Here is a 24,209-nt window from a genome sequence, read left to right as displayed (position 1 = left end):
AGGCCGGGTCACCTCCGGTACAGCCACACGAAGACGGCGGCGACGAGCACGGCAACGACGGTGAAGATGAGGATCTCGATCGCCGGTAAGACGTCTTCCGCATCCGTCACTTCGACGGCGACGGTGGCCGGACGGGCCGTCACGGTCTCGTCATCGGGATCGGTGTACTCGACGGCGACGGTCGCGGGGTATCGGGTGGCCGGCGCGTCCCCGTCGACCTCGAGGTCGAACGCGACCGTGTCGCTCTCGCCGGGGACAAGCTCCGGGACGACCGTCGCCCGGAACTCGCTTTCCAGCGGATCGTCCACCTCCAGCGTCAGACGAACGTCCCGGATGTCGACGTCGCGCTGGTTCCGAACCTCCAGTTCCAGCCTACCGCTCTCTCCCGCGGCGAATCTCGGGCCGACGGCGGTCACGTCGACGGCGTCGCGACGCTCGGCGACCTCGACTCGAACCGGGTCGACCGTCGATCGGTCGTTGCCCGCGGCCGTGCGGTAGCGTGTGGTCACGTCGATCCGTTGAGCCACCGGGTCGGCGTCGGCGGGCACGGTCCCACGGAAGCGGAACGTAGCACTCTCGCCCGCGTCCAGGGCTCCGACCGCGTACGTTCCGCTTCGGGGTTCGAGCCGAGCATCGCCGAGCGAGAGCACGACGTCGTCGACGTCGGCCGGGCCGTCGTTGCTGACGACACCCGCAATGGCACCGAGTTCGCCGACGCGAAGCGTCGACACCTCGATCGAGAGATCGAATGACTGCTCGGCGGTCGGACGGAACCCGGTCGAAAGCTCCGCCTCCCTGTGCTCGATTCCGTCCGGATCGACGAACCGAACCGATCCCTCGACGGCGACGTCACGGGGGTCGACGTCGTCGCCGACGGTCGTTCGGAACGCGATCGTTCCGTTCTCGCCTGGGTCGAGTCGGTCGATATGCGCCGTGTTCGACGGCGCGTCACCGAACGTCACGTCGGCGCTTTCCGACTCCAGTCGGACCCGGAGGTGGCGTGCCGGCTCGCTGCCGACGTTCGTTACGTTCGCGACGAGCGTCCCCGAGTCGCCCGCTTGAACGTCGCTTTCGACGGTGGTGAGCGCGAACCGCGGCCGTTGCTCGACGGTCACGTCAACCGACCGATCGACGGTCCGAGAACGCTCCTGAACCACGTTGGCGTTCGGCGCGTACTGGAACGTGTGCGAGTAACGGACGGTGACGTCGAGACTGTACTCGCCGGGCTCGACGTCTTCGGGAACGGTGACCGCAAGGGGGGCATCGATCGTCTCGCCGTCCGGCACGGTGCCGATCGACTGCTTGCGCGTGGTGACGTCGAACGGAACGCTCTCGTTGTCGGGATCGACGGTGACCGCTCGCGCCGTCGTCACCATCCCTCGCTGTGACACCGCGCCGGATCTGACGTCGCCGTCGTTCGCGACCTGCAGTCGGAGTTCGTCGACGGTTCCGACCGTAAGCGTCGCGTCAGGGGCGTACACGTCGATGTTCGGTTCGCCCCGAACGAACTGGTCCTCCTGGGCGACCGCGACTCCCGCGGCGATCCCGAACGTTACGCAGAGCCCGACGAGGAGGATGGCGGTCCGTCGGCGCATCTACGCCTCCATGCCGTCGCTGTCGGAGGGGTCCGCATCGCGGTGGAGGGCACCGCCGCGAACGGAACTCCCGGCGGCATCGGAGCCGTATCGGCTCCCTCCCCACGTTCCGTGTTTCTCGGGAGACATGATTCGGAGTTCCGCACAAATCGACTTATCCTTTTGGGCGACCGGCAGTCGAACCCGAACCAACTTACTCCGCGGGTGTGAGATGTGACCATGACTCGGATCCTCGTTGCGGGTGAGACGCTGATCGACTTCATCCCGGAGGGCCGCGGACCGCTCCGCGAGATCGAGACGTTCCACCGCCGGGCAGGTGGCGCGCCTGCCAACGTCGCCGTCGGGCTCGCACGGCTCGACGAGCAACCGCTGTTCTGGACGCGTGTCGGTGACGACCCGTTCGGCGACCACCTCGTCACGACGCTGGCGGAGGCCGGGGTCGACGACGAGTTCGTCGAGCGCGATCCGGACGCGGACACGACGCTCGCGTTCGTGAGCCTGGATCCGGACGCCGACCGCTCGTTCAGCTTTCACCGCGACGGCACGGCCGACACCCGGATGGAGCCCGGACGGATTTCTGCCGAGACGCTCGCCGCGGTCGAGTGGGTCCACGCCGGCGGGGTTACGCTCGCCGACGAGCCGAGCAGGACGGCGACGTTTGATCTCATGCGGCGAGCGAGCGAAACGCCGGAGACGGTGGTCTCGTTCGACCCGAACGCCCGCCCGGAGCTGTTCGAGGACGTCGCGTTCGATGCGGTGTGCCGTCGGGCGCTCGCTCTGGCCGATGTCGTGAAAGCCACCGCCGAGGACCTGATCGCGGCCGGTCTCGTCGACGAGGACGCCACCGATGACGACGCCGCCGAACTCGCCCGTCGCGTCTGTGCCGAGGGGCCACACACGGGGCTCATCACCCGTGGAGCCGACGGAGCGCTAGTCAGGGCGGAGCCGGACGCGCCGTGGAGCACGGAGGAGGAGACCGTCGTCGTCGACCACGGCGGCTACGCGGTCGGCCCCGTCGACACCACTGGTGCCGGCGACGCGTTCACCGCGGGGGCAGTGGCGGCGCTGGCGGACGGGAGTTCCCTCGACGACGCTCTCGCGTTCGCGAACGCCGTCGCCGCCCTGTCGACGACCGAGAAGGGCGCGATGGCCGCGTTACCCTCCCGGTCGGCGGTCGAATCGTTTCGGGACTGACCGAACTCCGAACGCGACGCCACCGCGATCCGGCAGCGGGGCGAGTGCTACACGACCCGATTCGCGAAGCCGTCGCCCGCCTCCTGCCGCCGGAGACTCTCGGCGACGATGTCGGCGACGCGGTCGGCGTACTCGTGGTGGGCGGCCGCAGCGTGTGGCGTGACGATAACTTCCTCGTGGCCCCACAGCGGCGACGACTCGGGAAGCGGCTCCGTCTCGAACACGTCGAGGGCGGCACCCGCGACCGCGTCGGCTTCGATCGCCTCGATGAGTGCGGCCTGGTCGACGATCGCGCCGCGAGCGACGTTCAGCAGGTACGCGTCGGAGCGCATCGTCTCGAACTCCGCCTCGCCGATCAACCCTTCCGTCTCCGGTGTGAGCGGCAGCGCGAGCGCGACGAACCGCGCGTCTGCGATCGCCTCCCCGAGCGCGTCGCGTCCGTACACCTCGTCGACGTTCGCGACGGGGGTCGGCGTGCGCCTGACGCCGACCACGTCCATGCCGAGTCCGCTCGCTCGCATTGCGATCCCGCGGCCGAGTACACCGAGGCCGACGACACACAGTCGCTCGCCCGCGAGTGAGAACGGCTCGTCGGGATCGGGCCACCGCCACTCGCGAGCGCCTTGCTGGTCCCGGTAGACGTGGAGCCGCCGCGCGAACGACAGCATGTACCCCGCGACCGTGTCGCCGATCGCGTCGCCGTGGATCCCCGTGGAGTTCGTGAGCGCGACCCCCGCGGCCTTCAGCTCGTCGAACGGGAACTTGTCGACGCCGGTCTGGATCGAGTGGATCCAGTCGAGGTCGGCGTCGAGAAACGCCTCGTCGTACGCGAACGTCACGAGCGCGTCGACGTCCGCGAGCGCCTCGGAATCTCCGTCTCCGACGAGACGAAGCTCCGTGCTCGTCGCCGTCGCGTCGTCGTCTATCGCGTCGAGAAACGCCCGCGGCGGGAACACGACGTCGACCGACTCGTGGACGCCAAGGGAGAGAGTCATACCCGAGGATCCGAGACCACCGTATTTAAAAGGCGGAGAGACGGTGTGTCCTGCCGCAGCGGGTCACGACGTCGATCGTCAGAATCGACTCGACGCCGGACGTCGCGAGTCGCTTCACCGCAGGAACTCGACCGCCGCGCCCTGTCCGAAGCCGACACAGAGCGTCGCGAGTCCGCGGTCGGCGTCGCGTTTCGCCATCTCGTGGAGCAGCGTGACCGGGAGGCGCGCGCCGGACGCACCCAGCGGATGACCGATCGCTATCGCCCCGCCGTTGACGTTGAACCGGTCCTCGTCGACGCCGAGCTCGCGGCGGGAGTACTCACACTGGGAGGCGAACGCCTCGTTGAGTTCGACGAGGTCGTAGTCGTCGATCGACGTCCCTGCGCGGTCGAGGAGGCCGCGGGTCGCTGGGACCGGGCCGATCCCCATCACCGTTGGGTCGACGCCCGCGACCGCGTTCGTTCCGACCTCCGCGAGCACGTCGAGCCCGTGGTCGTCGGCGAACGCGCGGCTCGTCACGAGCGTGATCGCCGCGCCGTCGGAGATCTGCGAGGCGTTGCCCGCGGTGACCGTCCCGTCGCCGGTGAACGCCGGCGGAAGGTCGGCGAGCTGCTCGACGGAGGTGTCCGGGCGGATCCCCTCGTCCGCGTCCACGAGGCCTGCCTCCGTCTCGACGGGGACGAGCTCGTCGTCGAATCGGCCCGACTCGGTCGCTGCCGCGGCGCGGTGGTGGCTCCGCGCGGCGTACTCGTCCTGTGTCTGGCGGCTCACACCGTACTCCTCGGCGACCTTCTCGGCGGTCATCCCCATCTGGAGCTGGAACACGTTGTATCGCTCGGAGAGCTCGGGATGGAGATGTTGGTAGGAGTCGCCGTCCATCGGCACGCGGCTCATGCTTTCGACGCCGCCCGCGAGGATGCAGTCGCGGTTGCCGCCGGCGACCGCGTCCGCCGCGGAGATCACCGCCTGCATCGAGGAGGCACACCAGCGATTGATCGTCGTCGCCGGCGTCGACTCGCCGAGTTCGGACAGCAGCGCGATCACGCGGGCGACGTTGTTGTCCTGCTCGGCACGCTGCTGGGCGACACCCCACATCAGGTCGTCGACGTGGTCACTCGTCAGTCCCGTCTCTGCCAGCGTGTGGTCGATAAGCCGCGTCGAGAGGTCCTCGCTCCGGACGTCCGCGTAGACCCCCTCCTCCCGTCCCTGCGGAGTTCGATACGCGGCCGCGATCACCGGCGTGGTGTCGTCCGTCATGAGCGATCCCAGTTCCGTTACCTGCTTAAAAGGGTGTGGAACGGTGAAAAATCAAACGGTCGTTTATTCCGTGTTCCGGCTCACCGTGCGGCTCGTTCCGCCACGTCGGCGTCGACCGTCGTGAGCGCGACGCCCGTTACGCCGGGAACGCCGACGCTGCGATGCCGCCAGCCGTCGCCGGCGTCGACACACACCGTCCCGTCGTCAGTGACCGCAATCGACAACCCCGGACCGTAGCCGAGCGCGGCCACCCGCCCGTCGGTCGGGAGCGTCGCCTCGGTCCACGCGTCGGCGCTCCATCCACGGACGGTCTCGCCGCCCGTAGCGCTCGCGTCGGTCGTCTCCGTGCGGACGAACAGCGTCCCCCTCCCGGCCGCCATGGCGTGGCCGTCACCGTCCGCAGCGACCGCGTCGAACGAGCCGGCGAGCGCGTTCATCCATCCGTTGGCCAGCCAGTAGAGTCCCTCGGACGTCGCCGCGAGCGGGATGCCCGCCCCCGCAACGTCGCGAACGTCTTGCAAGCCGACGGGCTCGATCCGCGCCCCGCGGGCGTCGTCCACGACGCGATGGACGCCGTCTTCGCCAGCGACCAGCGGTCCGTCGACCGCTCGGGGCTCCGCCACCGTGCCGAGCCGCTCGGTCGATATCGCCGCCTCCTCGGCGTGACCTCCCTCCCATCCGCCGGCCACCCGGACGTGACTGACGGAACCAGTCCGACTCGCGACGAGGAACGATCCGTCGTGGACGCCGACTGCCACGGGCGGTTCGACCCCGTCGACCGCGGTCAGATCGATCGAGTCGCTCGCACGAGTCGCGTCATCCGCCTCGGCTGCGTCGTTCGAACCGATTGAACCGTCCGGGCCGATGAGACGTCCGACGAGGAGTTTCCCGTCGGCCGCGACCGCGATCGTTCCGGGCTCGCCAGCGCGGTCGAGAACTGCGAGGTCGCGTGCTGGCTCGCGGGTGGCGAGCTCGAACTCGCCGATCACGTCTCCGGAGATCGCGACGCGGACCACGCCCATCTCGGCCGCCACGTAGGCGTCCGTCCGACCCGCTCGGGCGGCGTACACGCGTTTTTCCTCGATCGAGATATCGTCCTCCGCGGGTGCCATGGCTCCACTTGTGTCGTCCGCCGACAAAAGGATCGCGAGAGGGGGCGGATCGAGAGGTCGGTACTCGCCGTCATCGACGCGATTTTGTTTCGTCAACCCCCCTGTACGAACGTGCACTCGGCCGTCCTCGATCTCGCTTTTCGCTTCCTCCTGACCCTGCTCCCTCCGACGGTGATAGCTGCCCCCCTTGCGGAACCCAGCGCTGCTCTCGCGGAACCCAGCGCTGCTCTCGCGGAGGCGCAGTCGCTCCTCTCGGAGGTGATCCCTCGAATTGTCCGTATCACGCTGTTGATCGCCGTCGGCGTGTTCGGGGCCAACGTCGCCGTCGCGTTCGGGGCGATCCGCCATATTGCGGGGGTTGCGGGGTATCTCACTCGACCGGCCAATCTCCCGGATGAGGTCGGCACGGCGATCCTGACGACCGCCGCGTCGACGACCGCGGGCTATGCGACGCTCGCGGAGTACCGTGAGTCGGGACTGCTCGACGATCGGGCGACGCTCGTCGCCGTGATGATAAACACGTTCTTCGGATTCGTGCAACACGTGTTCACCTACTATATCCCCGTCATGATTCCGATCCTCGGGTGGTACACGGGCACGCTGTACGTCTCGTTCCGTGCCGGGATCGCCCTCGCGATCACGCTTTCCGGCGTCCTCATCGGCGGGGTCGTCCTCTCGGGACGCAACGTCGACCGGTCGGCGCTGGCCGACGTCGAGGGCACTGCCGAGGACGGAGGACCGGCCGACGACGACCGGAGCCGAAGCGAGCGGATCCGCGTTGCCGCCGAGAAATCGTGGGGGACGCTCCGGCGGATCGTTCCTCGGCTGGCGGTCGTTTACACGCTTGTCGTCGCGTTCGTCACGTACTACGACGTCGAGGCGCTCACGAGCTTTGCGGAGCCGATCAGTTCGGCGATCGGCCTTCCCGGTGCCGCGATCCCGGTGATCGCCGTCTACTCCCTGGACACGACCGCCGGTGCGATCACGATCGCGCCGCTACTCGAGGAGGCGTTCACGCCCCGTACCGCGGTGGCAACGCTGCTTTTGGGCGGGATCGTCTCGTTCGCGGTGTCGACGTTCAAACGATCGATTCCGTTCCAGTACGGGATCTGGGGCGCGGAGTTCGGCACGAAAGTGATCGTCGTCAACACCGTGATGAAGATCCTGTTCATCTCGGTCGCCCTCGTACTGCTTCTGGTGCCGTGACGAGATACCGCGTGGATCGACGTTGTGGATCGACGCTGTGGATCGACGTTGTGGATCGACGCCGTGAACCGACGCGGAGTACAGTACGGCCGGTCGACGTCAGAGAGTCGCTCGCTTGTGGGATGGAACGTGCCGATGGACACGCACTCACCTGCCCGAGCGAAGGTGGCTGAGGTCGTTGACGTTCGACGCACACGCCGGTTGCAGCGTCGTACGCCGGCTTCCAAACCATCATGTTCTGTCGCTGCTGTGTGGTGGTATGACGTCACTGTCGCCAACGGCGATCGGTGAGGCGTACGCCGACGAGAACGCGTGGGAGCTGCTTACCGAACTGTCGGACCTCGACGACAGACTGCCCGGCCACGAGGGGGAGTCGGTCGGGGCGGAGCTGATCGCGGATGCGTGTCGCGAGGCCGGGCTGGACGAGATAACGCGGACATCGTTTCCGATTCCCGGGTGGTGGCGCGGGGGTGCATCGCTAACCGTTCGTCGCGAGCGTCGCGACGCCGTCTTCGAGGACACTCACGAGCTGGTCGGCCTGCCGGGAACGCCGTCCGGCACGGTCACCGGAGAAATCGTCGACATGGGTCACGGACTCCCGGAGGATTTTGCAGGAGTCGATCTCTCGGGGTCGATCGCGATGGCATCGAGTCTCACGCCGGACGACTACGGGCGGTGGGTGCATCGAAGCGAAAAGTACAGCTACGCGGCCGACTCCGGAGCGGACGCGTTTCTGTTTTACAATCATCTTCCGGGTGCACTCCCGCCGACAGGTGATGTCGGGCGTCTCACCGAGTCGGGACCGATCCCGGCGGTCGGTCTGAGCAAAGAGGTGGGTGCGCGTCTCGTCAGATACTGTGAGGATCTCTCGGGGGATCGTAGCGCGGAGGCGACGCTGTCAGTCGACGCGCGAAACGACCCCGCAACTTCCGAAAACGTCGAGGCCGTCCTCGGTCCCGAAACGGACGAGGAGGTCCTGTTCACTGCACACGTCGACGCACACGACGTCGGCACCGGTGCCAATGACAACGGATTCGGTGCCGCGCTTGCCGTTGGAGTGGCTCGGATACTCTCGGCGATCGAGGAGGAGCTCGACACTCGCGTGCGGATCGCCGTCTTCGGCGCGGAGGAAACCGGCCTGTACGGCTCGTACTACTGGACCCACACACACGATCTCGACCGAGTCAAATGCGTTGTCAACGCCGACGGGGCAGGATACTCCCGTGATCTTGAGATCCACACGCACGGGATCGAGGCGATCGGCGAGGCGTTCGAGGAGGTGAGCGACGAACTCGGCGTCCCGATACGGACGGAGGACGGCCTGCGTCCACACAGCGACCACTGGCCGTTCGTACAGCGCGGCGTCGCTGCCGCCCAAGCCCGGTCGACCTCGGACGACAGCGGGCGGGGCTGGGGACACACACACGGCGACACGCTCGATAAGCTGGATCGTCGTGACCTGCGCGAGCTGTCGATAGCGTGTGCCGCGGGGATCGCGAAGCTTGCGGAGGCGGACCGTCCGGTTGACGCACGATCCAGCGAGGAGATACGGGACCAGGCGGTCGAAGCGGAGTTCGATGTCGGGATGAAGGCGACGGACACGTGGCCGTGGGGCGACTCCCGCTCGTGGCCATGGGACGACCGATCGGCGTGAACGCGGCGTCTCGATGAACGCCGGATCCGGCGGAACCAACGCGGTGGACTCCTCAGGAAAGAATTTTCGCCCGTTCGGCCGAGCGGAGGCCAGTCCTGACACGAATGCACAACCGTTTTGCAGCCGCGGGAGGCCGTTACATCCGACGATGACACGGAATCGCATACCGTCGGATCGGACACCACGGGATGCCGGCGTCGCTGACGGTGAAGTACGCTTCGGAGCGAGCGGTGGCGCTCCGCGCCCGTGGGAAGCGGTAGGAGGATGGTGAACGTTGCACGGGCCAGGGGCCGGGCGAGGATCGCTTTCGGTCTCTCGGTGTTCGCCGCTGCGGTCGCTATCGCCTGGTTCTGGTATCAGGGCGAGCCCGGTACCGGGATCGGACTCGCCGCGCTGCTGATCGGTGCCGGGTACTGGGAGTACAGACGTCGCATCAAGGACGTTCGACGCGCCGCGCGGGCCGAGAGCGGAAATAATAACGATTTATAATCTTATACATCTGAATGGAACGTTTGTCGAGGTGAAGTCGGTTTTGAACTTCAGACGTGGCTGTACATATTTATTGGACGATTACTCCCGTATTAGTTTGGAATGTCTACAAACCCGCAGATCACCGTCAGATTTATCACTAACAGCCGGTAGCACATGCATATGCGATCCCGTAACACGACTGATCGGAGAGAGTTTTTGACCAAGGCAGGTGCGACGGCGGGGCTCGTCGGACTTACGACGGCTGCCGGTTGTCTCGAGGATGAACCGGAAGCCGATCCGGACGATGACGACACCGAAGCGGCCGATCCCGACGAACTCGGTGACCAGCTACCGACCTACAACTTCCTCAACAACGCACAGAGTTACAACCCACCACGACACGACGCGATCAACCTGATCGCCAACAGATTCGAAGAGCTCGGCCTCGACATGGAGGTAGAGGTGTTAGAGTGGGGGACGCTGTTCAACCGCGTCGACGTGGAGTATGAGTACGATTTCTCCCTGTGGCACACGTTCTTCAGCATCGATCCGGTGCTGGAACTCAGCTCGACGATGTACTCCGAGAACACCGATCCGGGACAGGGGAACTTCGCCGGATACGAGAATCCGGACGCGGACGATCTGATGGACCAGTACCTCGAGGAGCCGGACGCCGACACCCGGATCGAGCTGGTCCACGAACTGCAGCGGACCCTGATGGACGATCTGCCGCAGATGCCGGTCGTCGACATGCCGTTCCTTGCAGTGTACAACAACGAGCAGGTCGACAACTGGGAGGCGGATCTGCCGCTGGGGTATAACTCCTACTGGACGATGATCAATCTCGAGATGCAGGGTGGTGAGGACACCCTGAAAGGCTACTGGCCGGAGGCGCTCGACACGATGAACGTCCTCGGGCACAACGACGAGAACAAACACACGTACAACTTCGCGGTGATGTACGACAGCGTCGTCCGACTCAACAACGAAGGCGAGATCGACACCGATGTCAGTCTCGCCACCGAGTTCGAGCGAGTGGACGCGACGACGATGGAGTACACGATCCGCGACCACACGTTCCACGACGGCGAGGATCTCACCGTCGAGGACGTCGCCTTCTCGTACAACTACATCAACGACAACGAGGTACCGCTGTACTCGGTGCAGGCGAACTTCATCGAGGAAGCCGAGGTTGTCGACGACAGCACGGTTCGGATCCACATGCCCGAAGACAACCCGCTCGGTCCGTTCAACCTGCTCGTCGGCACACAGATCCCGATCCTTCCTGAGCACCGGTGGGAGGACCGCGACGAGCCGAGCCAGGTGAACGTCCAGGAGCCAGTCGGCTCCGGGCCACTCCAGTTCGATTACTGGGATCAGGGCGCCGAACTCGGACTCGAGCGGTTCGACGACCACTTCGCGCCGGTCGACTTCGAGCAGCGGTTCTGGCGGATCATCCCGGAGGCGTCGACGGTGTGGGAGAACCTCCGGGAGGGCGATCTCAACTACGAACCGTTCGGACGGATCGACCGTCAGCTCGACGAAAACCGGGATCTGGACCAGATCAGCGTCGAGTCGGTGCCTGCGACCTCGTTCTGGCACTGCACTCCAAACCAGCGGAGGCCCGCCCTCGACGACCCCGAGGTCCGTCGGGCGGCATTCAACGCGATTCCGCGGACCCCGATCATCGAGCAGGTCCTCTTTGGCGTCCCGGAGCCCGGGTTCAACGTCGTCACGGAAGCGTTCGGTCCGCTTCACACGGAGGACGTTCCTCAGTACGAAGAGGATCTCGATGTCGGGATCGAACGGCTCCAAAACGCCGGGTACGTGTACGACGAGGACGGAATGCTCCACTACTCGGCCGACTGACCGCCCTCCGGAAGGTACAATATCCACTCGCACAAGGCTCGCATGAGAGGAAATGAGTAAAGCAAGCTTCGTCGTCAGGCGGACGCTTCAGCTTGGCGTGACTTTTTGGGCCGTCGGGACGGTGCTGTTCTTCCTGTTTCGGCTAATGCCGGGCGATCCGACGGCGTTCGTCGTCTCCGCGCAGATGACACCGGAGGCACGACAACGGATCATCGAGAGCTACGGCCTCAACGAACCGTTACACGTGCAGTACCTCCGGTTCCTCGAGAACGCACTCACGCTCAACTTCGGCCAGTCGTTTCACACGAACGAACCTGTCCGGGACGTGATATGGACGTATCTCCCGAACACGCTGGTGTTGATGTTGACCGCGTTCGTCATCGCGTACATCCTTGGAATCGTTCTCGGGGTGCTCACCGGCTGGTACCGAGGCAGCCGATTCGAGAAGACGACCGTCGTGACCGCCCTGACCGCACGGAGCGTGCCGACGTTCTACGTGGGACTCATCGTCCTGTGGATCTTCGGTGCGACGCTCGGCGTGATTCCGATGAGCGGAATGGGGACCGCCGGTCAGACGTACGATTCGTTCTGGGCACGGGTGTTCACCCTGGACTTCCTGCATCATCTGATCGCTCCGGCCGCGGTTCTCGCGTTCTACTACATGGGGTATCCGCTTTTGATCATGCGCTCGAGCATGATGGAAGTGCTCTCGCAGGACTTCATCGATGTCTGTCGCGCGAAAGGGATCAGCGAGCGGGCGATCATGTTCAAACACGCGGCACGGAACGCGCTCCTGCCGATCATCACGGCCGCCGCGATCGCGCTCGGCTATGCAGTCGGCGGGAGCGTCCTCATCGAAACCGTGTTCGGGTGGCCGGGACTTGGACGGGAGATGGTCAACGCCGTGTTACGGCGGGACTTCCCGGTTGCACAGGGTACGTTCATGGTCCTTGCCGCGACGATCATCATCCTGAACTTCGTCGCAGACCTCCTGTACGGCTACCTTGACCCGCGGGTGACTTACGACTAACCATGGCAACTCAAGACAAACCCTCGATCTTCTCGGATATCGAAGATGGAGACGTGGAACGATCGGAGGAAAGCGTCAACCGCTGGAAGCGGAGCGCTCGGCTGTGGCGCGAGACGCTCGCGAGACAGTGGCGAATGCTCACCGATGACCTACTGGTCCGTCTCGCGATGATCACGATAAGCTTCTTTGTCGCCGTCGCGGTGTTGGCTCCGTTCATCGCGCCACACCAGCCGTTTGACCGGCAGTACGAGACGGACGCGGAGATCATCATCGCGGACTGGAAAGATCCGTCGTTCATGTCGGCGGAGTCGGAGTATCTTCTCGGGACGACCGCCGAGGGGTTCGACATCTTCAGCCAGCTCGTGTACGGCTCCCGTGCCGCACTGCTCGTGGGGCTGGTGGCGGCGGTGTTCACCGCTGGCATCGGTACTCTCGTGGGATTAACGGCTGGCTACTACGGTGGCAAGATCGACGATACGCTGATGCGGATCGTCGACTTCCTGTACGGGATGCCGCTGCTTCCGACGGTGATCATTTTGGTCGCTCTGCTGGGGCCGAGCCTGTGGAACATCCTCTTCGCGATCATCGTGTTGCAGTGGCGGTCCACGGCGCGTGTGATCCGGTCGCAGGCGCTCTCGTTACGCGAGCGACCATTCGTGAAGGCAGCACAGGTCGCTGGCGCGAGTGACTGGCACATCATTTCGAGACATCTCGCGCCGAACGTGCTCCCGCTGTCGTTCCTGTACGGGGCGTTCGCGATCGCATGGGCGATCCTCACGGAAGCCGGAGTCTCATTCATCGGACTCGGTGACCCGAACACCGTCTCTTGGGGGACGATGTTGCAGTCGTCCCGCGCGTACGCAGCGCTCGACTTCGGCGTTTGGTGGTGGTTCGTTCCGCCGGGCATCTGTATCGGTCTCGTGGTGATCAGTGGGTTCCTGATCGGCCGCGGGTACGAAGAAATCACGAACCCGGAGCTCAGATAAATGACGGTACTCGACGTTTCCGATCTCGAAGTGTACTACGAAACGGAGGACGGTCCGGCTCAAGCGGTCGATGGGGTGTCGTTTAGCATCGAGGAAGGCGAAAACATCGGTATCGTCGGTGAGTCCGGCTGTGGAAAAACCACGCTGGCGAAGGCGATCATCGGCATCCTCCCCGAAGAAGGCTACATCAACGGCGGCTCGATCCAGTTCGACGGCGAGGATCTGACCGAACTATCCGACCCGGAGCGTCGTCGATACAAGTGGGAAGAGATCTCCATGATCGCACAGTCCGCGATGAACGCGCTCGACCCCGTGTATACGATTCGCGAACAGATCGTCGAGGCGATAGAGACGCATCGTCCGGGGACCGGACGCACCGAATCCGAACGGATCGTGACGGAGATGTTCGATCTCGTCGGTCTGGACCCGAACCGGGCGGACGACTACCCACACCAGTTCTCCGGCGGCATGCGACAGCGTGCGATGATCGCGATGGCGCTGGCTCTCCAGCCGTCGCTCGTGCTCGCGGACGAGCCGACGACGGCGCTGGACGTGATCATGCAAGACCAGATTCTCAAGCGGATCGGCGAGATCCAGTCTGAGATCAACTCCTCGATGATGGTGATCACGCACGATGTAAGCGTCGTCGCCGAAACCTGCGACCGTGTCATCGTGATGTACGCCGGAAAGATCGCGGAGGAAGGTCCGGTAGAAGAGATCTTCGGACAGCCGTACCATCCGTACACCATCGGACTCAAGCGAGCGTTCCCGAACATTCGGGAGTCGAATCAGGATCTCCTGTCGATCGATGGGTATCCACCCGAACTGACAGACCCGCCGACGGGCTGTCGGTTCGCCGAGCGGTGTCCGATGGCGACCGAGGAGTGCTGGGAACACGAACCGGAGGTACGTCAACAAGGTGAGCTCAGGACGTACTGTCACCACACCGATCGGATAGACGGTGAGTTCCGACCACGGGCCGATGAACCGCAAACGTGGGCCGATACCGAGGCTGCCCGAAGCGTTCGGGAGATCGCGGAGGGGGACGACTGAGATGAGCGACGCCGACCCATCTCCTCGTTCCGAGGGCGGTCCGCTGCTTCGAGTCGAGGGACTCAAAAAGTACTTCCAGACCGACGAGGGAGTGATATCCAGTCTTCTCCGTGCGGCGACGCGGTCAGAACCCGACTACGTCCACGCCGTCGACGGCGTCAGCTTCGATCTTAAACAGGGCGAAACGCTCGGTCTAGCCGGAGAGTCGGGCTGTGGTAAAACGACCACGGGGATGTCACTCGTGAAACTCCACGAACCGACGGACGGTCGGATCGAGTTCAGAGGCAAGGATCTCACCGATCCGGACGACACCGACCTAGCAGAGTTCCGTCAGAACGCACAGATGATCTTTCAGGATCCGTTCGAGTCGTTAAATCCTCGAATGACCGTGTATGACACGATCGCGGAGCCACTCAGGATCCACGACCTAGGAAACGAGACGGCCCGTGTCAGGCGTGCACTGGAGTTCGCCGAGCTCCAGCCACCGGAGCAGTACTTCGACCAGTATCCACACGAGCTGTCCGGCGGACAACGGCAGCGGGTCGCTATCGCGCGAGCGCTCGTCTTGGATCCGGATTTCATCGTCGCCGACGAGCCCGTCAGCATGCTCGACGTCTCGCTTCGTGCGGGAGTGTTGTCCCTGATGGAGCGGATGACGGAGGAGTTCGACCTGTCGGTGGTGTACATTAGCCACGACCTCTCCCTGCTTCGTCACATGTGTGATCGACTCGCGATCATGTACATGGGCGTGATCGTGGAGAAGGGCGAGACTGAGCGAGTGATCGAGAATCCGAAGCATCCGTACACTCGGTCGCTCATCAACGCGGTCCCGGTTCCGGACCCCGGCATCGGGCGCCAGCGGGTCGAACTCGCGGGCGAGGTCGGTGACGCGATCGACGTTCCCTCGGGCTGTCGGTTCCACGAGCGATGTCCCGAGTACATCGGCGAGATATGTGAAACCGAATCACCCCCACTCGAGGAGAAAGTGGAGTTCGATGACGACCGAGAGGTCGCGTGTCACCTGTACGACCCCGCCGAAACCTGACGCGAACGCGGAGAAGTCACGGTTCACACTGTAGCTCCATTCGGATCGCTGGTGCCGTAACCGCGTACGGCATTCGCGATTTGTGTTTCGACGCGACACCCGTTATCGTCGACCGCGCCCGCCCGATACCGTCTATCGTTTCGAGCGCGTCGGCCGTCCAGACGACGGTCGAGTCGACGGCAGCACCGAGTTCGCCGTTATCGACGAGGAACCCCTCGGCTATCGGGAGCTCTATGGTCCCAGCATCGGGACGGGTCCCGATACGTTCGGCGACGTCGTGCGCGTACAGTGAGCTCGGTGGCATGGCTCCACTGCGTTGCGTCCGCTCGAACTCGTCGCGATAAAACGGCGATCCGAATCGGCGGACGTATACGTCCGCTTCGGATAACAGCGACTCTTGGCTCGCGGCACCGGAATGCACGCTCAGATGCCGATGATGGATCCGCGGCGGCTGCTCGAACCCGATTGCCGGGATCACGTTTCCTGCCGGGATCTGCTCAGCCTCGGATGCCGTCGTCGTGTCGTGCAGAAACGATTCCACGCGTCCCTGAGTGACCAGTCGGACCGGCGTCGATGGTCGCGCCTCGAAATCGTACGCCACTGCAGCCCACGATCCCGCGCGAATCTCGTCGTCGATAGTCAGTGGGGCGTCCGTCAGTCGATCGCCCCTCTCGAACGGGGAAAAGCCGAACGCAGCCACGTCAGCAGCGAGGTATCCGGCGATCTCGTGGCAGAGCTGCCCGGCCGCTTCCGGACTCAAAAGCACCGTCGTCGGTCCCGACGGACGAGCGGCGTCGGACGCGCCCGCGATCTCGCGTGCGTCACGGTCGGCATCCGCAATGTGATCGGCCACCTCGTCGAGAAGCGACGCTCCTCGGGTGCTCCCGTAGTGGCGTCGAACTTTCGTTCCGCCATCAGGAACGACTGTCGCGTCGACACGCGCACGATCGACTGTCGTCCTAACGGCGCTGTCTGCGGTCGTCGCGACCGAGCAGTCCACACGTTCATCGGCGTACTGCACTCGTGCGCGGTCCAGAGCGGTCGTCACGTTGTCGAGCGCCTCCGTTAGTCGCTCGCGCTTCTCCGAGAGGGGCCGCTCCGTGACCGACTCGCGTTCCCAGCCGTCGTGGACGCCGCGGTACGTCGATGCAACGTCGACCTGACCGGTGAGCGATTGTGCTAGTTGGTCGCCGCCCGTCGTTGCACGGTTCGCCATCTCGGAGAGCGACTCCGGCGAGAGTTCGGTGCTGAACCGATACCCTGCGGAGCCGTCGGCGAATACACGGCACCAAACGCCGGTCGTGATCCACTCGTTCGCGCTCCGCACGCCCTTCGTCGTGCCGACGATTTCCGTCGCATCCCTCGTGACGCCACCAACTTCCGCAAACGACACTCGAGTATCCGACTCCAAGATGGCCAATAGTTCATCGACAGCGTCCACGACAGTCCCGTGCTCGTCCATCAGGCGTTGTTCCGGTTCTCGAAACTTGAATGTTCATGGCAGGTGGAGAGCGTCGTCGTGGAGTATGCAGCTCTCATCTCGTGGCGATGGACCGGCTTGGTGACCGGTGACGGGTGGCACGAGACTCCGCGACCGTCGTCAGCTGGCGCAACGGGATCCGTACGAATCCGTGTATGACGCAAACGTTTTCACCCTCGTTTCACTGCATGATGTATCGATGAGCGATCTGGGCGCACTCCCGGTGCAGGGGTATCTCCTTGCGTGCCTCCTCGCGGGTGGGATCGGCCTCTGGCTCGCTCATCAGTCCTGGTCGGAACGTGAGGAGCCCGGCGGTGTCGAGGTGGTGTTCTACCTCGCGTGTGGTGGTGCGCTGTCGCTGCTGTACGCGCTCCGTATCGCAAGTTCCGACCCGACGATGATGTCGATAGCCGTCCAGCTCGCGACCCCGATTCTCGCCGCGATGCCGGTGCTGTTCGTCCTTTTTGCGCTCAGGTACGCGGGGTACGACGGCTGGCGAACCGAACGGCGGATCGTCGCGCTGTCGACGCCGGCGTTCCTCTGGGTGCTGGCCGCGTGGTCAAACTGCACCCACGGTCTCGCACGTCGATCGTTCGCGCCCGTCTCTGACGGTTCGTTTACGCTCATCGAACTCGGCCTCGGACCGATCGGCATCGCGTTCGTGCTGTACGCGTACACGCTGTACGCGGTCGGCATTCTCGCGATCGCCGATCTGTACCGTCGGACCGGTAATCGATTCCGTCTCCAGACGTTCCTTGCACTGCTCGGCACGCTGTTCCCGATTGTAGCCGGGTTCGCGACCATCGTCGACGTGGGAAGCTTTAGCCATCTCGAACGGACGGCGGTCGGATTCGTGATCCACGGGGCGTTCCTGTACGGAACCGTCTTCTGGCTCGACACGCTTCAGGCGTCGGTAGCCGCGCGCGACACTGCCGTCGAAGTGATGCAGGACCCGGTCATCATAGCCGGATCGGATGGACGGATACGTGATCTCAACCCCGCTGCCGGCGAGCTACTTTCCGCAAATCCGATCGGAACGTCGCTTAGCGAGGCGCTTCCTGCTCTCGACGGCGACGACGGCGGACCGCTTGCGGTCGGTACCCGCCGGTTTGACGTCCAGATGGACTCGATCACCGATCCCCGCGGTTCGGACCGTGGATACGTCGTCCTGTTCAACGACGTTACCGAACGAGAGCGGCGTCAGACGGAGCTTGAACGCCGGGAGGCACAGATCGAACGACAGAACGAGCGGCTCGAGGCGTTCGCCGGCGTCGTCTCTCACGCTCTCCGAAATCCCCTCGCCGCCGCGGCGGCGGCCGTCGAGCTGGCTCGGCGGACCACCGGCCAGCACGAGGACGCGCTCGAACGGGCGGCCGACGCACACGACCGCATGGACGATCTCATCGACGGATTGTTGTCGCTTGCGACTGCCGGGAAAACCGTGGATACGTTCAAGACCGTCTCGTTGGATGCGAGCGCCAGAACCGTCTGGTCGCGACTCGAAACCGTGGATGCGACGCTCGAACTCGACGCTGACCTCGACGTACGCGCCGATCGAGACCGACTGCAACAGCTACTCTCGAACCTGTTCCGGAACGCGATCGAACACGGTGGCGACGGCGTGACGGTCCGGGTGAGCGCCGCGATCGACGCGATCGAGAGCGGTGTCCGGCTTCGTGTCGCCGACGACGGGCCGGGACTTGGACTCTCGATCGTCGGCGACATCGCTGATGCACACGGCTGGACGGTGGAACTCGTAGACGGACCCCTCGACGGTGCGTGTTTCGAAGTTACCGGCGTCGATCCTGCCGAAACCAAAACGGCGAGAACGGGCACCGGGTCCGAGAGATGATGGCTACCGTCCCGTCGGACGTGCTCGATCGATATCATCGGTTCTCGCGGTACAACTCCCCGTATCCCGCGCACGACTGCGGACGTGCGGTCGATCTCTATCCGTCGGGAGATGAGGGAGTTTCACCCGTGTCCGGAACGGTACGTGAGACTCGTACCGTCGGCTGTCCGGAGAGGTCGTACGCCGCAGCCACCGATCATCTCATCGTTGTCGATCTTGACGAGGCGTGGTGTCGTCGCGCCGGCGTCAAGCAGGGAACGACGGCACGCATCCTTCACGTAACTCCGGAGGTCGACGCCGGCGATCACGTCTCGGTCGGTGACGTGCTTGGTCCGATGACGCGGTCAGGCTTCTTCGGACCGTGGGTCGACAACCACGTGCATCTCGGGTTCCGTCCGCCCGGTGTAAGTGCGCTCCGCGCGAGCGGATCGCTTCCGGTGGAGACTGATGTCGACGTGCTCCCGATGGAGTGGGACGGGACGGGTGATGTCGTCGAGCGCGGTCCGACGTACGTCGTCCTCGACGCGCCGTCGCATCCGACGCCCGGTCGGTCGTTCGTAGCGCTCGCGAGCGACGAGGGGGTGCCGCTTGACGGTGGACTCACGCACTACGCGGGCGGCGGCACGTTCGCACCGACGGACGGCGACCTGTCTCTGCTCGGAACGTCCATCGGGACCGTTCGGGACCGATCGGTCGAGTGGGAGCCGGTTGCAGTCATCGTGAACGGCACACGAGCGGTTGGATTGTCGCTTTTCGCGACTCGCAACGGCCGGGCCGGCGTGAAGATCGTCGGCTCCGATCTGGGACTGTCCGTTGGGCAGTCGGTGACGGTAACGCTCCGTGAAACCGACGATCCGGTCCGACTCGGAGTGGGATGAGAAACGAGAGACGAGGCTGACGGAATGGCGAACAGCCGGCACGGTTGTTCCCGCGGTGGTGTGCCGGACACCCGCCTTGACCACCGCGGACGACGACTCAGCTCATGGAACGTCTGGTTGCGGTATCCGGCTTAAAATTGAATGCACGTCGCGCGCGTTCGCCGCCGTTCCCCGAGATACAAGCATCACGACATCGTTGGGCGAGTATGAGCGAGTTCGATCCCGGTGCGATGGATCCGTTGCCGTCGAACGCGGTGTCGGCAGTGAAACGGCGGATCGAGTCGGAGCACGGTTATCTCTCATGGCTGAACACCTCGGTAGAAACGGTCGAGCGGGGACGAGTCGTCCTCTCGATTCCGTTCGACGAAAAGCTGACGAATGCGGACGGACGAACCATCCACGGCGGCGTCGCAGCGACGCTGATAGACACCGCGGGGGGTGTTGCACAGCGGACCGCCTTCGAAGATCCGTTCGCCGGCGGTGTCGCGACGATCAACCTTACGACGAACTACCTGCGTCCGGCGACGGGAGACTTACGCGCGGAGGCGGACGTCGTACGCTCCGGCCGATCGATCGGCGTCAGCGAGATGCGAGTGACGAGTGCGACGAACGGTGAAACGACCGATGTCGTCGTCGGACAGGGGTCGTTCAGACTGTTTCGGGACGCCGACTCGGAGTGACCTGCGGTGGGGACGGTTCCGGCCGATGTCGAACTCCCGGTCGAACGGCCGCACCGTCCGGTGACGACTCGTGTCCGACGATTCTGGCCGCGAATCGCGGAGGGATCGAGTGGCTCCTCCGCCATGTCCACGTCTCGGAGAATATTATAGGATCCCCCCGACTCGGGCGGTTAGTTTCGGAACCTCCTCGGCGATCGCGTGTCGTTTCACGAGGACGAACCCCGAAACGATCACGAGGAATCCGGCGACGGTGAGCCACGTTACCGGCTCGGACAGCAGCACGACGCCCCCGACGGTTGCCACGACGGGGACGACGTACGAGACGAGATTGATCTCGAACGCGCCAAGCCGGTCGAGCAGCGTGAAGTAGATGCTGTACGCCAACGCGGACGAGAACACGCCAAGGAACACGAGCGCGACCACGGCGGGAAGCTCCGTCGCCGGCAGCCGCTGTGGTTCGCCGAGGCCGACACTGATCCCGTGCATCGCCGCGGCTCCGAACAGCATCGCCCATCCGGTGAGCGTGATACTGGAGAAACTCGTCTCGACAACCCGGAGCCCGACGCTGGCGACGGAGACGGCGATCACGCCGACGAAGATCAGCGCAACGCCGACGGTCACGCCTCCGACGAGGTTGGCCGGATCCGGCTGTGCGACGAGCGACACCCCGAGAAACGCCAACACGACGCCGATCGCTCCGCGTGCGTCGAGGCTCGACGCACCGACCCACGCCGCGGCAGTCGCCGCCGTGACGATCGGAACGAGGCTGTACGTGATCGCGGCGATCCCGCTCGTCGTGTACTGCTGACCGACGAAAAGCAGCGAGTTGTTGGCTGCCACCGAGAGACCACCACTGAGCGCGATCGCCGCCGTATCTCCGCGGGTTCGCGGTAGCGGTGCGTCCTCGGTGACCAGCACGTACGTCACGAGCAACAGGGCGGCGATGTCGAACCGATACGCCGCATACAACACCGGCGAGTAGTAGTCGAGGCCGACCTCGATGGCGACGAAGGACCCACCCCACAGCACCGAGAGCGTAAAAAACAGGAGAACGTTGCGATAGCGGGACACGAATCAACTCACGAGGCCGGCAAATAAATCGGTGTCCGTTTCGTCGTTGGGGGGTGTGGGCAGGGACCGTGGTGGCTCGAAAGCGTCGGTCAGTAGCCGCGGCTGATGAGGTAGTCGGCGATGTCCTCGAGCAGGCATCGAGCCTCGGTGTCCGGCAGCACGCGTAGATGGTCTTTCGACCTCGTCGTGAGCTCCTCGGCCATTTCGCGGGCGTACGCGATCGACCCGGATTCCTCTAGCGCAGCGACGGCTTCGTCGACCTCCGCCTCCGTCACTTCGGCGGGCGTCTCCGCGTCGACGAGTCCGTCGACGTCGACACCGCGCTGGCGGGCGTGGAGGGTTATCAGCGTCTCCTTCTCCTCCACGAGATCTGACCCGCGCTGCTTACCGAGCTGCTCCGATGGCACCGTCAGATCCAGTACGTCGTCCTGGATCTGGAACGCACGGCCGGAGTCGATCCCGTACTGGTACAGCGCGTCGACGACGTCCTCGTCACACCCGAGCAGGACTGCCGGCGTCGCGGCGGCCGCGCCGTACAGCACGGCGGTCTTCAGCTCCACCATCTCCAGATACTCGTCGGGGAGGATGTCGTCGCGGGACTCGAAGGCGACATCCAGCGCTTGCCCCTCGCAGATCTCCGTACACGTCGTTGCAAGCAACCGCATCGCCTCCAGCCCGTCTCCGGGGTCAGCCCCCGTCTCGGTCATGATCTCGAACGCCTTCGAGTACAGGGTGTCGCCGGCGAGGATCGCCGTCGAGGTGTCGTACTGCTCGTGGACTGCCGGCACGCCGCGCCGGAGATCGTCCTCGTCCATGATGTCGTCGTGGATCAGCGTAAACGACTGGATCACCTCGATCGACACCGCAGCGCGCATGAGGTCGATCTCCTCGCCGTCCGGCGTCGGGAAGGACCGATAGTCGGCACTCATCGGCTCCACCTCGGAAACGGCCTCCGCCGCCAACATCGTCACCGTCGGGCGGAGACGTTTTCCACCGGCTTCGAGGATGTACCGTGACGCCTCGTACAGTCGTTCGGGGCGTTGTATCGGCAGCTCCTCGTCGATAGCGGCGTTGACAAGCTCGCGCCGCTCGCGGATGGCGTCGAGCACCCGCGCCTCCGTCGTCTTACTCGTCATTCGACGAGCTGGATCGTGTTTCCGTTCTCCGTGACGTGGATGTCACGATCGAGCTTATACCCCTGCGAGGACGCGAGGTTCACGTACGGCGAGAACCCTTTCAGGTCCTGGTGGCCGGGGATGACGTGCTGTGGCTGCAGCGCATCGAGCATCTCGTAGTGGCCCTCCTCGCGGAGGTGCCCCGACACGTGGATGTCGTCGTAGATGCGTGCTCCCTGCATCTTTAACAGCTGCTCCGACTGGTAGCGCTGCCCCTCGTTCGTCGGCTCCGGAATGACGCGAGCGCTGAACACGACCTTGTCGCCGTCCTCCAGCTCGTACGGCGTCTCGCCGCGGCCCATCCGAGTCAACATCGCGCGCGGCTCGCCCTGGTGGCCCGTCACGATGGGGAGGAAGTTCCCCTTCCCCTCCTTCATGATGCGCTTGAACGCGCGGTCGACGGATTTCCGGTGACCGTACATGCCGATGTCGCCCTCGAACTCGACGAAGTCGAGCCGTTCGGCAGTACCGGAGTACTTCTCCATCGAACGACCGAGAAGCACCGGCTGTCGGCCGATCTCGCGGGCGTACTCGACGAGCGACTTCACGCGAGCGATGTGTGAGGAGAACGTCGTCGCGACGATGCCGCCGGAGTAGTCCTCCATCGATTTGAACGTGTCATGCACGTGCTTTCGGGCGACCGATTCGGACGGTGTCCGGCCTTTTCGCCCGGCGTTCGTACAGTCCTCGATGTAACAGAGGACGCCCTCGTCCTGCCGGCCGATCTCGCGGAACCGCTTCATATCGATCGGGTCGCCGATCACGGGGCTGTGGTCCATCCGCTTGTCGAGCCCGTACACGATCGCGCCCTCCGGCGTGTGTAACACCGGGTTGATCGCGTCGATGATCGAGTGGGTGACGTTGACGAACTCCATCTCGACCTGCTCGGAGTCCCCGATCCGCATCGTGCCGCCCGCTTCCATCTTCACGAGGTCGTTGTCGACCTGGAACTTGCTTTCCCCCTCGATCTGCTGTTTCACGAGCTCGATCGTGTACGGGGAGGCGACGACGGGAGCGTCGTACCGGTGGGCGAGTTTGGGGATCGCCGCGATGTGGTCGAGATGGCCGTGTGTGGGGACGATCGCCTGTACGTCGCCCTCCAGGTCGCTCATGACCCTGTCGTCCGGGATCGCTCCCATGTCGATCAGGTCGAGACTGTGCATCTTTTCGGTCTCCACGTTGTCGTGGATGAGGACCTTACTGAGGTTCAGGCCCATGTCGAAGATAACGATGTCCTCGCCCGCACGGACGGCCGTCATCTGTCGACCGACTTCCTCGTATCCGCCGATCGTTGCGATTTCTATTTCCATGGTGTGTGGTTGTGACGCCGCGAAGCGGCGTGTTGTCACTGAAACCCGCATGGAGGGGCCGTCAGCCCCGGCGTCTTACAGCGCGTCGGTGAAGGCCCCGCTACGGCCGAGCCGACGTCGGCTCACCGTGTCCCGCGGGAGTGTGATACGTCACGATACAGGGCCCCATCTTAAAAACTACCGGGTTCCACCGTCGTCAGCGCCGGTTGGTCGAGTCGTATCGGTGGATTGCAGCCGCGTTAGTCGGTCTCGCGGCTCGATCGTACCCGGTATTTTTAATAGTGCGACGGGCGGCG

General features: G+C 64.6%; 20 protein-coding genes. 11 read left to right on the top strand and 9 right to left on the bottom strand.

Going from position 1 to position 24,209, the window contains the following annotated elements:
• Positions 1-8 precede the first annotated feature (8 nt).
• The gene (locus tag ACYQ0R_RS04210) at positions 9-1,595 is read right to left on the bottom strand and encodes a COG1361 S-layer family protein (protein ID WP_459821076.1); all 1,587 of its coding nucleotides are present in this window, start codon (positions 1,593-1,595) and stop codon (positions 9-11) included.
• Complete coding sequence (locus ACYQ0R_RS04205) at positions 1,596-1,724, bottom strand: hypothetical protein (protein WP_459821075.1); 129 nt, start codon at positions 1,722-1,724, stop codon at positions 1,596-1,598.
• Between the two features lie 90 nt (positions 1,725-1,814).
• Between ACYQ0R_RS04205 and ACYQ0R_RS04200 the strand changes: the two genes are divergently transcribed.
• Positions 1,815-2,789, top strand: coding sequence for a carbohydrate kinase family protein (locus ACYQ0R_RS04200; RefSeq protein WP_459821074.1), 975 nt, complete (start codon positions 1,815-1,817; stop codon positions 2,787-2,789).
• 47 nt (positions 2,790-2,836) lie between these two features.
• On the opposite strand, the gene ddh is transcribed toward ACYQ0R_RS04200, so the two are convergent.
• The 3 genes from ddh to ACYQ0R_RS04185 all read right to left on the bottom strand — a co-directional run bounded on the left by ddh (position 2,837) and on the right by ACYQ0R_RS04185 (position 6,153).
• Complete coding sequence (gene ddh, locus ACYQ0R_RS04195; protein WP_459821073.1) at positions 2,837-3,784, bottom strand: D-2-hydroxyacid dehydrogenase; 948 nt, start codon at positions 3,782-3,784, stop codon at positions 2,837-2,839.
• A 114-nt stretch (positions 3,785-3,898) separates the two neighbouring features.
• Positions 3,899-5,041: a thiolase family protein gene (locus ACYQ0R_RS04190; RefSeq protein WP_459821072.1), complete on the bottom strand. Its 1,143-nt coding sequence runs from the start codon at positions 5,039-5,041 to the stop codon at positions 3,899-3,901.
• An 80-nt stretch (positions 5,042-5,121) separates the two neighbouring features.
• Positions 5,122-6,153, bottom strand: a complete 1,032-nt coding sequence (locus ACYQ0R_RS04185) for an HVO_0234 family beta-propeller protein (protein WP_459821071.1) — start codon at positions 6,151-6,153, stop codon at positions 5,122-5,124.
• A 174-nt stretch (positions 6,154-6,327) separates the two neighbouring features.
• Between ACYQ0R_RS04185 and ACYQ0R_RS04180 the strand changes: the two genes are divergently transcribed.
• The 7 genes from ACYQ0R_RS04180 to ACYQ0R_RS04150 all read left to right on the top strand — a co-directional run bounded on the left by ACYQ0R_RS04180 (position 6,328) and on the right by ACYQ0R_RS04150 (position 15,467).
• The gene (locus ACYQ0R_RS04180) at positions 6,328-7,359 is read left to right on the top strand and encodes a nucleoside recognition protein (protein ID WP_459825665.1); all 1,032 of its coding nucleotides are present in this window, start codon (positions 6,328-6,330) and stop codon (positions 7,357-7,359) included.
• A 259-nt stretch (positions 7,360-7,618) separates the two neighbouring features.
• The gene (locus ACYQ0R_RS04175) at positions 7,619-9,013 is read left to right on the top strand and encodes a M28 family peptidase (protein ID WP_459821070.1); all 1,395 of its coding nucleotides are present in this window, start codon (positions 7,619-7,621) and stop codon (positions 9,011-9,013) included.
• Between the two features lie 651 nt (positions 9,014-9,664).
• Complete coding sequence (locus tag ACYQ0R_RS04170; protein WP_459821069.1) at positions 9,665-11,353, top strand: ABC transporter substrate-binding protein; 1,689 nt, start codon at positions 9,665-9,667, stop codon at positions 11,351-11,353.
• A 52-nt stretch (positions 11,354-11,405) separates the two neighbouring features.
• The gene (locus ACYQ0R_RS04165; RefSeq protein ID WP_459821068.1) at positions 11,406-12,383 is read left to right on the top strand and encodes an ABC transporter permease; all 978 of its coding nucleotides are present in this window, start codon (positions 11,406-11,408) and stop codon (positions 12,381-12,383) included.
• Between the two features lie 2 nt (positions 12,384-12,385).
• Positions 12,386-13,369 carry an ABC transporter permease gene (locus tag ACYQ0R_RS04160; protein WP_459821067.1) on the top strand — a complete coding sequence of 328 codons (984 nt, stop codon included), beginning with the start codon at positions 12,386-12,388 and terminating at the stop codon, positions 13,367-13,369.
• Positions 13,370-14,422: an ABC transporter ATP-binding protein gene (locus tag ACYQ0R_RS04155; RefSeq protein ID WP_459821066.1), complete on the top strand. Its 1,053-nt coding sequence runs from the start codon at positions 13,370-13,372 to the stop codon at positions 14,420-14,422. It begins immediately after the preceding gene.
• Position 14,423: 1 nt separating this feature from the next.
• Complete coding sequence (locus tag ACYQ0R_RS04150) at positions 14,424-15,467, top strand: ABC transporter ATP-binding protein (RefSeq protein ID WP_459821065.1); 1,044 nt, start codon at positions 14,424-14,426, stop codon at positions 15,465-15,467.
• 16 nt (positions 15,468-15,483) lie between these two features.
• On the opposite strand, the gene ACYQ0R_RS04145 is transcribed toward ACYQ0R_RS04150, so the two are convergent.
• Positions 15,484-16,929 (bottom strand): metallopeptidase TldD-related protein, encoded by a 1,446-nt coding sequence (locus tag ACYQ0R_RS04145; protein ID WP_459821064.1) that lies wholly within the window; start codon positions 16,927-16,929, stop codon positions 15,484-15,486.
• Between the two features lie 217 nt (positions 16,930-17,146).
• On the opposite strand from ACYQ0R_RS04145, the gene ACYQ0R_RS04140 reads away from it, so the two are divergent.
• The 3 genes from ACYQ0R_RS04140 to ACYQ0R_RS04130 all read left to right on the top strand — a co-directional run bounded on the left by ACYQ0R_RS04140 (position 17,147) and on the right by ACYQ0R_RS04130 (position 20,357).
• Positions 17,147-18,799, top strand: coding sequence for a histidine kinase N-terminal 7TM domain-containing protein (locus ACYQ0R_RS04140; RefSeq protein ID WP_459821063.1), 1,653 nt, complete (start codon positions 17,147-17,149; stop codon positions 18,797-18,799).
• Positions 18,796-19,677: a DUF8155 domain-containing protein gene (locus ACYQ0R_RS04135; protein ID WP_459821062.1), complete on the top strand. Its 882-nt coding sequence runs from the start codon at positions 18,796-18,798 to the stop codon at positions 19,675-19,677. The genes ACYQ0R_RS04140 and ACYQ0R_RS04135 overlap by 4 nt, the downstream gene beginning before the upstream one ends.
• A 206-nt stretch (positions 19,678-19,883) precedes the next feature.
• Positions 19,884-20,357 (top strand): PaaI family thioesterase, encoded by a 474-nt coding sequence (locus tag ACYQ0R_RS04130; RefSeq protein WP_459821061.1) that lies wholly within the window; start codon positions 19,884-19,886, stop codon positions 20,355-20,357.
• A gap of 144 nt (positions 20,358-20,501) precedes the next feature.
• Here the strand turns inward: ACYQ0R_RS04130 and ACYQ0R_RS04125 are convergent, their stop codons facing one another.
• The 3 genes from ACYQ0R_RS04125 to ACYQ0R_RS04115 all read right to left on the bottom strand — a co-directional run bounded on the left by ACYQ0R_RS04125 (position 20,502) and on the right by ACYQ0R_RS04115 (position 23,913).
• Positions 20,502-21,428: a DMT family transporter gene (locus ACYQ0R_RS04125; RefSeq protein ID WP_459821060.1), complete on the bottom strand. Its 927-nt coding sequence runs from the start codon at positions 21,426-21,428 to the stop codon at positions 20,502-20,504.
• A gap of 89 nt (positions 21,429-21,517) precedes the next feature.
• Positions 21,518-22,564 carry a geranylfarnesyl diphosphate synthase gene (idsA3, locus tag ACYQ0R_RS04120; RefSeq protein ID WP_459821059.1) on the bottom strand — a complete coding sequence of 349 codons (1,047 nt, stop codon included), beginning with the start codon at positions 22,562-22,564 and terminating at the stop codon, positions 21,518-21,520.
• Positions 22,561-23,913 (bottom strand): RNase J family beta-CASP ribonuclease, encoded by a 1,353-nt coding sequence (locus ACYQ0R_RS04115; protein ID WP_459821058.1) that lies wholly within the window; start codon positions 23,911-23,913, stop codon positions 22,561-22,563. Before ACYQ0R_RS04115 ends, idsA3 begins: the two co-directional genes overlap by 4 nt.
• Positions 23,914-24,209 lie beyond the last annotated feature (296 nt).

Source organism: Halorubrum luteum (assembly GCF_054652935.1).
Note: the sequence above shows the minus strand (reverse complement) of the source record. Positions and strands in the feature narration are given on the sequence as shown.

Bases quoted from the DNA above. Each gene is read 5' to 3' on its own strand.
- ACYQ0R_RS04205 (WP_459821075.1), bottom strand. From the start codon at position 1,724: ATGTCTCCCGAGAAACACGGAACGTGGGGAGGGAGCCGATACGGCTCC.
- ACYQ0R_RS04155 (WP_459821066.1), top strand. From the start codon at position 13,370: ATGACGGTACTCGACGTTTCCGATCTCGAAGTGTACTACGAAACGGAG.
- ACYQ0R_RS04185 (WP_459821071.1), bottom strand. From the start codon at position 6,153: ATGGCACCCGCGGAGGACGATATCTCGATCGAGGAAAAACGCGTGTAC.
- ACYQ0R_RS04200 (WP_459821074.1), top strand. From the start codon at position 1,815: ATGACTCGGATCCTCGTTGCGGGTGAGACGCTGATCGACTTCATCCCG.
- ACYQ0R_RS04165 (WP_459821068.1), top strand. From the start codon at position 11,406: ATGAGTAAAGCAAGCTTCGTCGTCAGGCGGACGCTTCAGCTTGGCGTG.
- ACYQ0R_RS04130 (WP_459821061.1), top strand. From the start codon at position 19,884: ATGAGCGAGTTCGATCCCGGTGCGATGGATCCGTTGCCGTCGAACGCG.
- ACYQ0R_RS04175 (WP_459821070.1), top strand. From the start codon at position 7,619: ATGACGTCACTGTCGCCAACGGCGATCGGTGAGGCGTACGCCGACGAG.
- ACYQ0R_RS04115 (WP_459821058.1), bottom strand. From the start codon at position 23,913: ATGGAAATAGAAATCGCAACGATCGGCGGATACGAGGAAGTCGGTCGA.
- ACYQ0R_RS04135 (WP_459821062.1), top strand. From the start codon at position 18,796: ATGATGGCTACCGTCCCGTCGGACGTGCTCGATCGATATCATCGGTTC.
- ACYQ0R_RS04145 (WP_459821064.1), bottom strand. From the start codon at position 16,929: ATGGACGAGCACGGGACTGTCGTGGACGCTGTCGATGAACTATTGGCC.
- ACYQ0R_RS04150 (WP_459821065.1), top strand. From the start codon at position 14,424: ATGAGCGACGCCGACCCATCTCCTCGTTCCGAGGGCGGTCCGCTGCTT.
- idsA3 (WP_459821059.1), bottom strand. From the start codon at position 22,564: ATGACGAGTAAGACGACGGAGGCGCGGGTGCTCGACGCCATCCGCGAG.
- ACYQ0R_RS04190 (WP_459821072.1), bottom strand. From the start codon at position 5,041: ATGACGGACGACACCACGCCGGTGATCGCGGCCGCGTATCGAACTCCG.
- ACYQ0R_RS04140 (WP_459821063.1), top strand. From the start codon at position 17,147: ATGAGCGATCTGGGCGCACTCCCGGTGCAGGGGTATCTCCTTGCGTGC.
- ACYQ0R_RS04160 (WP_459821067.1), top strand. From the start codon at position 12,386: ATGGCAACTCAAGACAAACCCTCGATCTTCTCGGATATCGAAGATGGA.
- ACYQ0R_RS04210 (WP_459821076.1), bottom strand. From the start codon at position 1,595: ATGCGCCGACGGACCGCCATCCTCCTCGTCGGGCTCTGCGTAACGTTC.
- ddh (WP_459821073.1), bottom strand. From the start codon at position 3,784: ATGACTCTCTCCCTTGGCGTCCACGAGTCGGTCGACGTCGTGTTCCCG.
- ACYQ0R_RS04170 (WP_459821069.1), top strand. From the start codon at position 9,665: ATGCGATCCCGTAACACGACTGATCGGAGAGAGTTTTTGACCAAGGCA.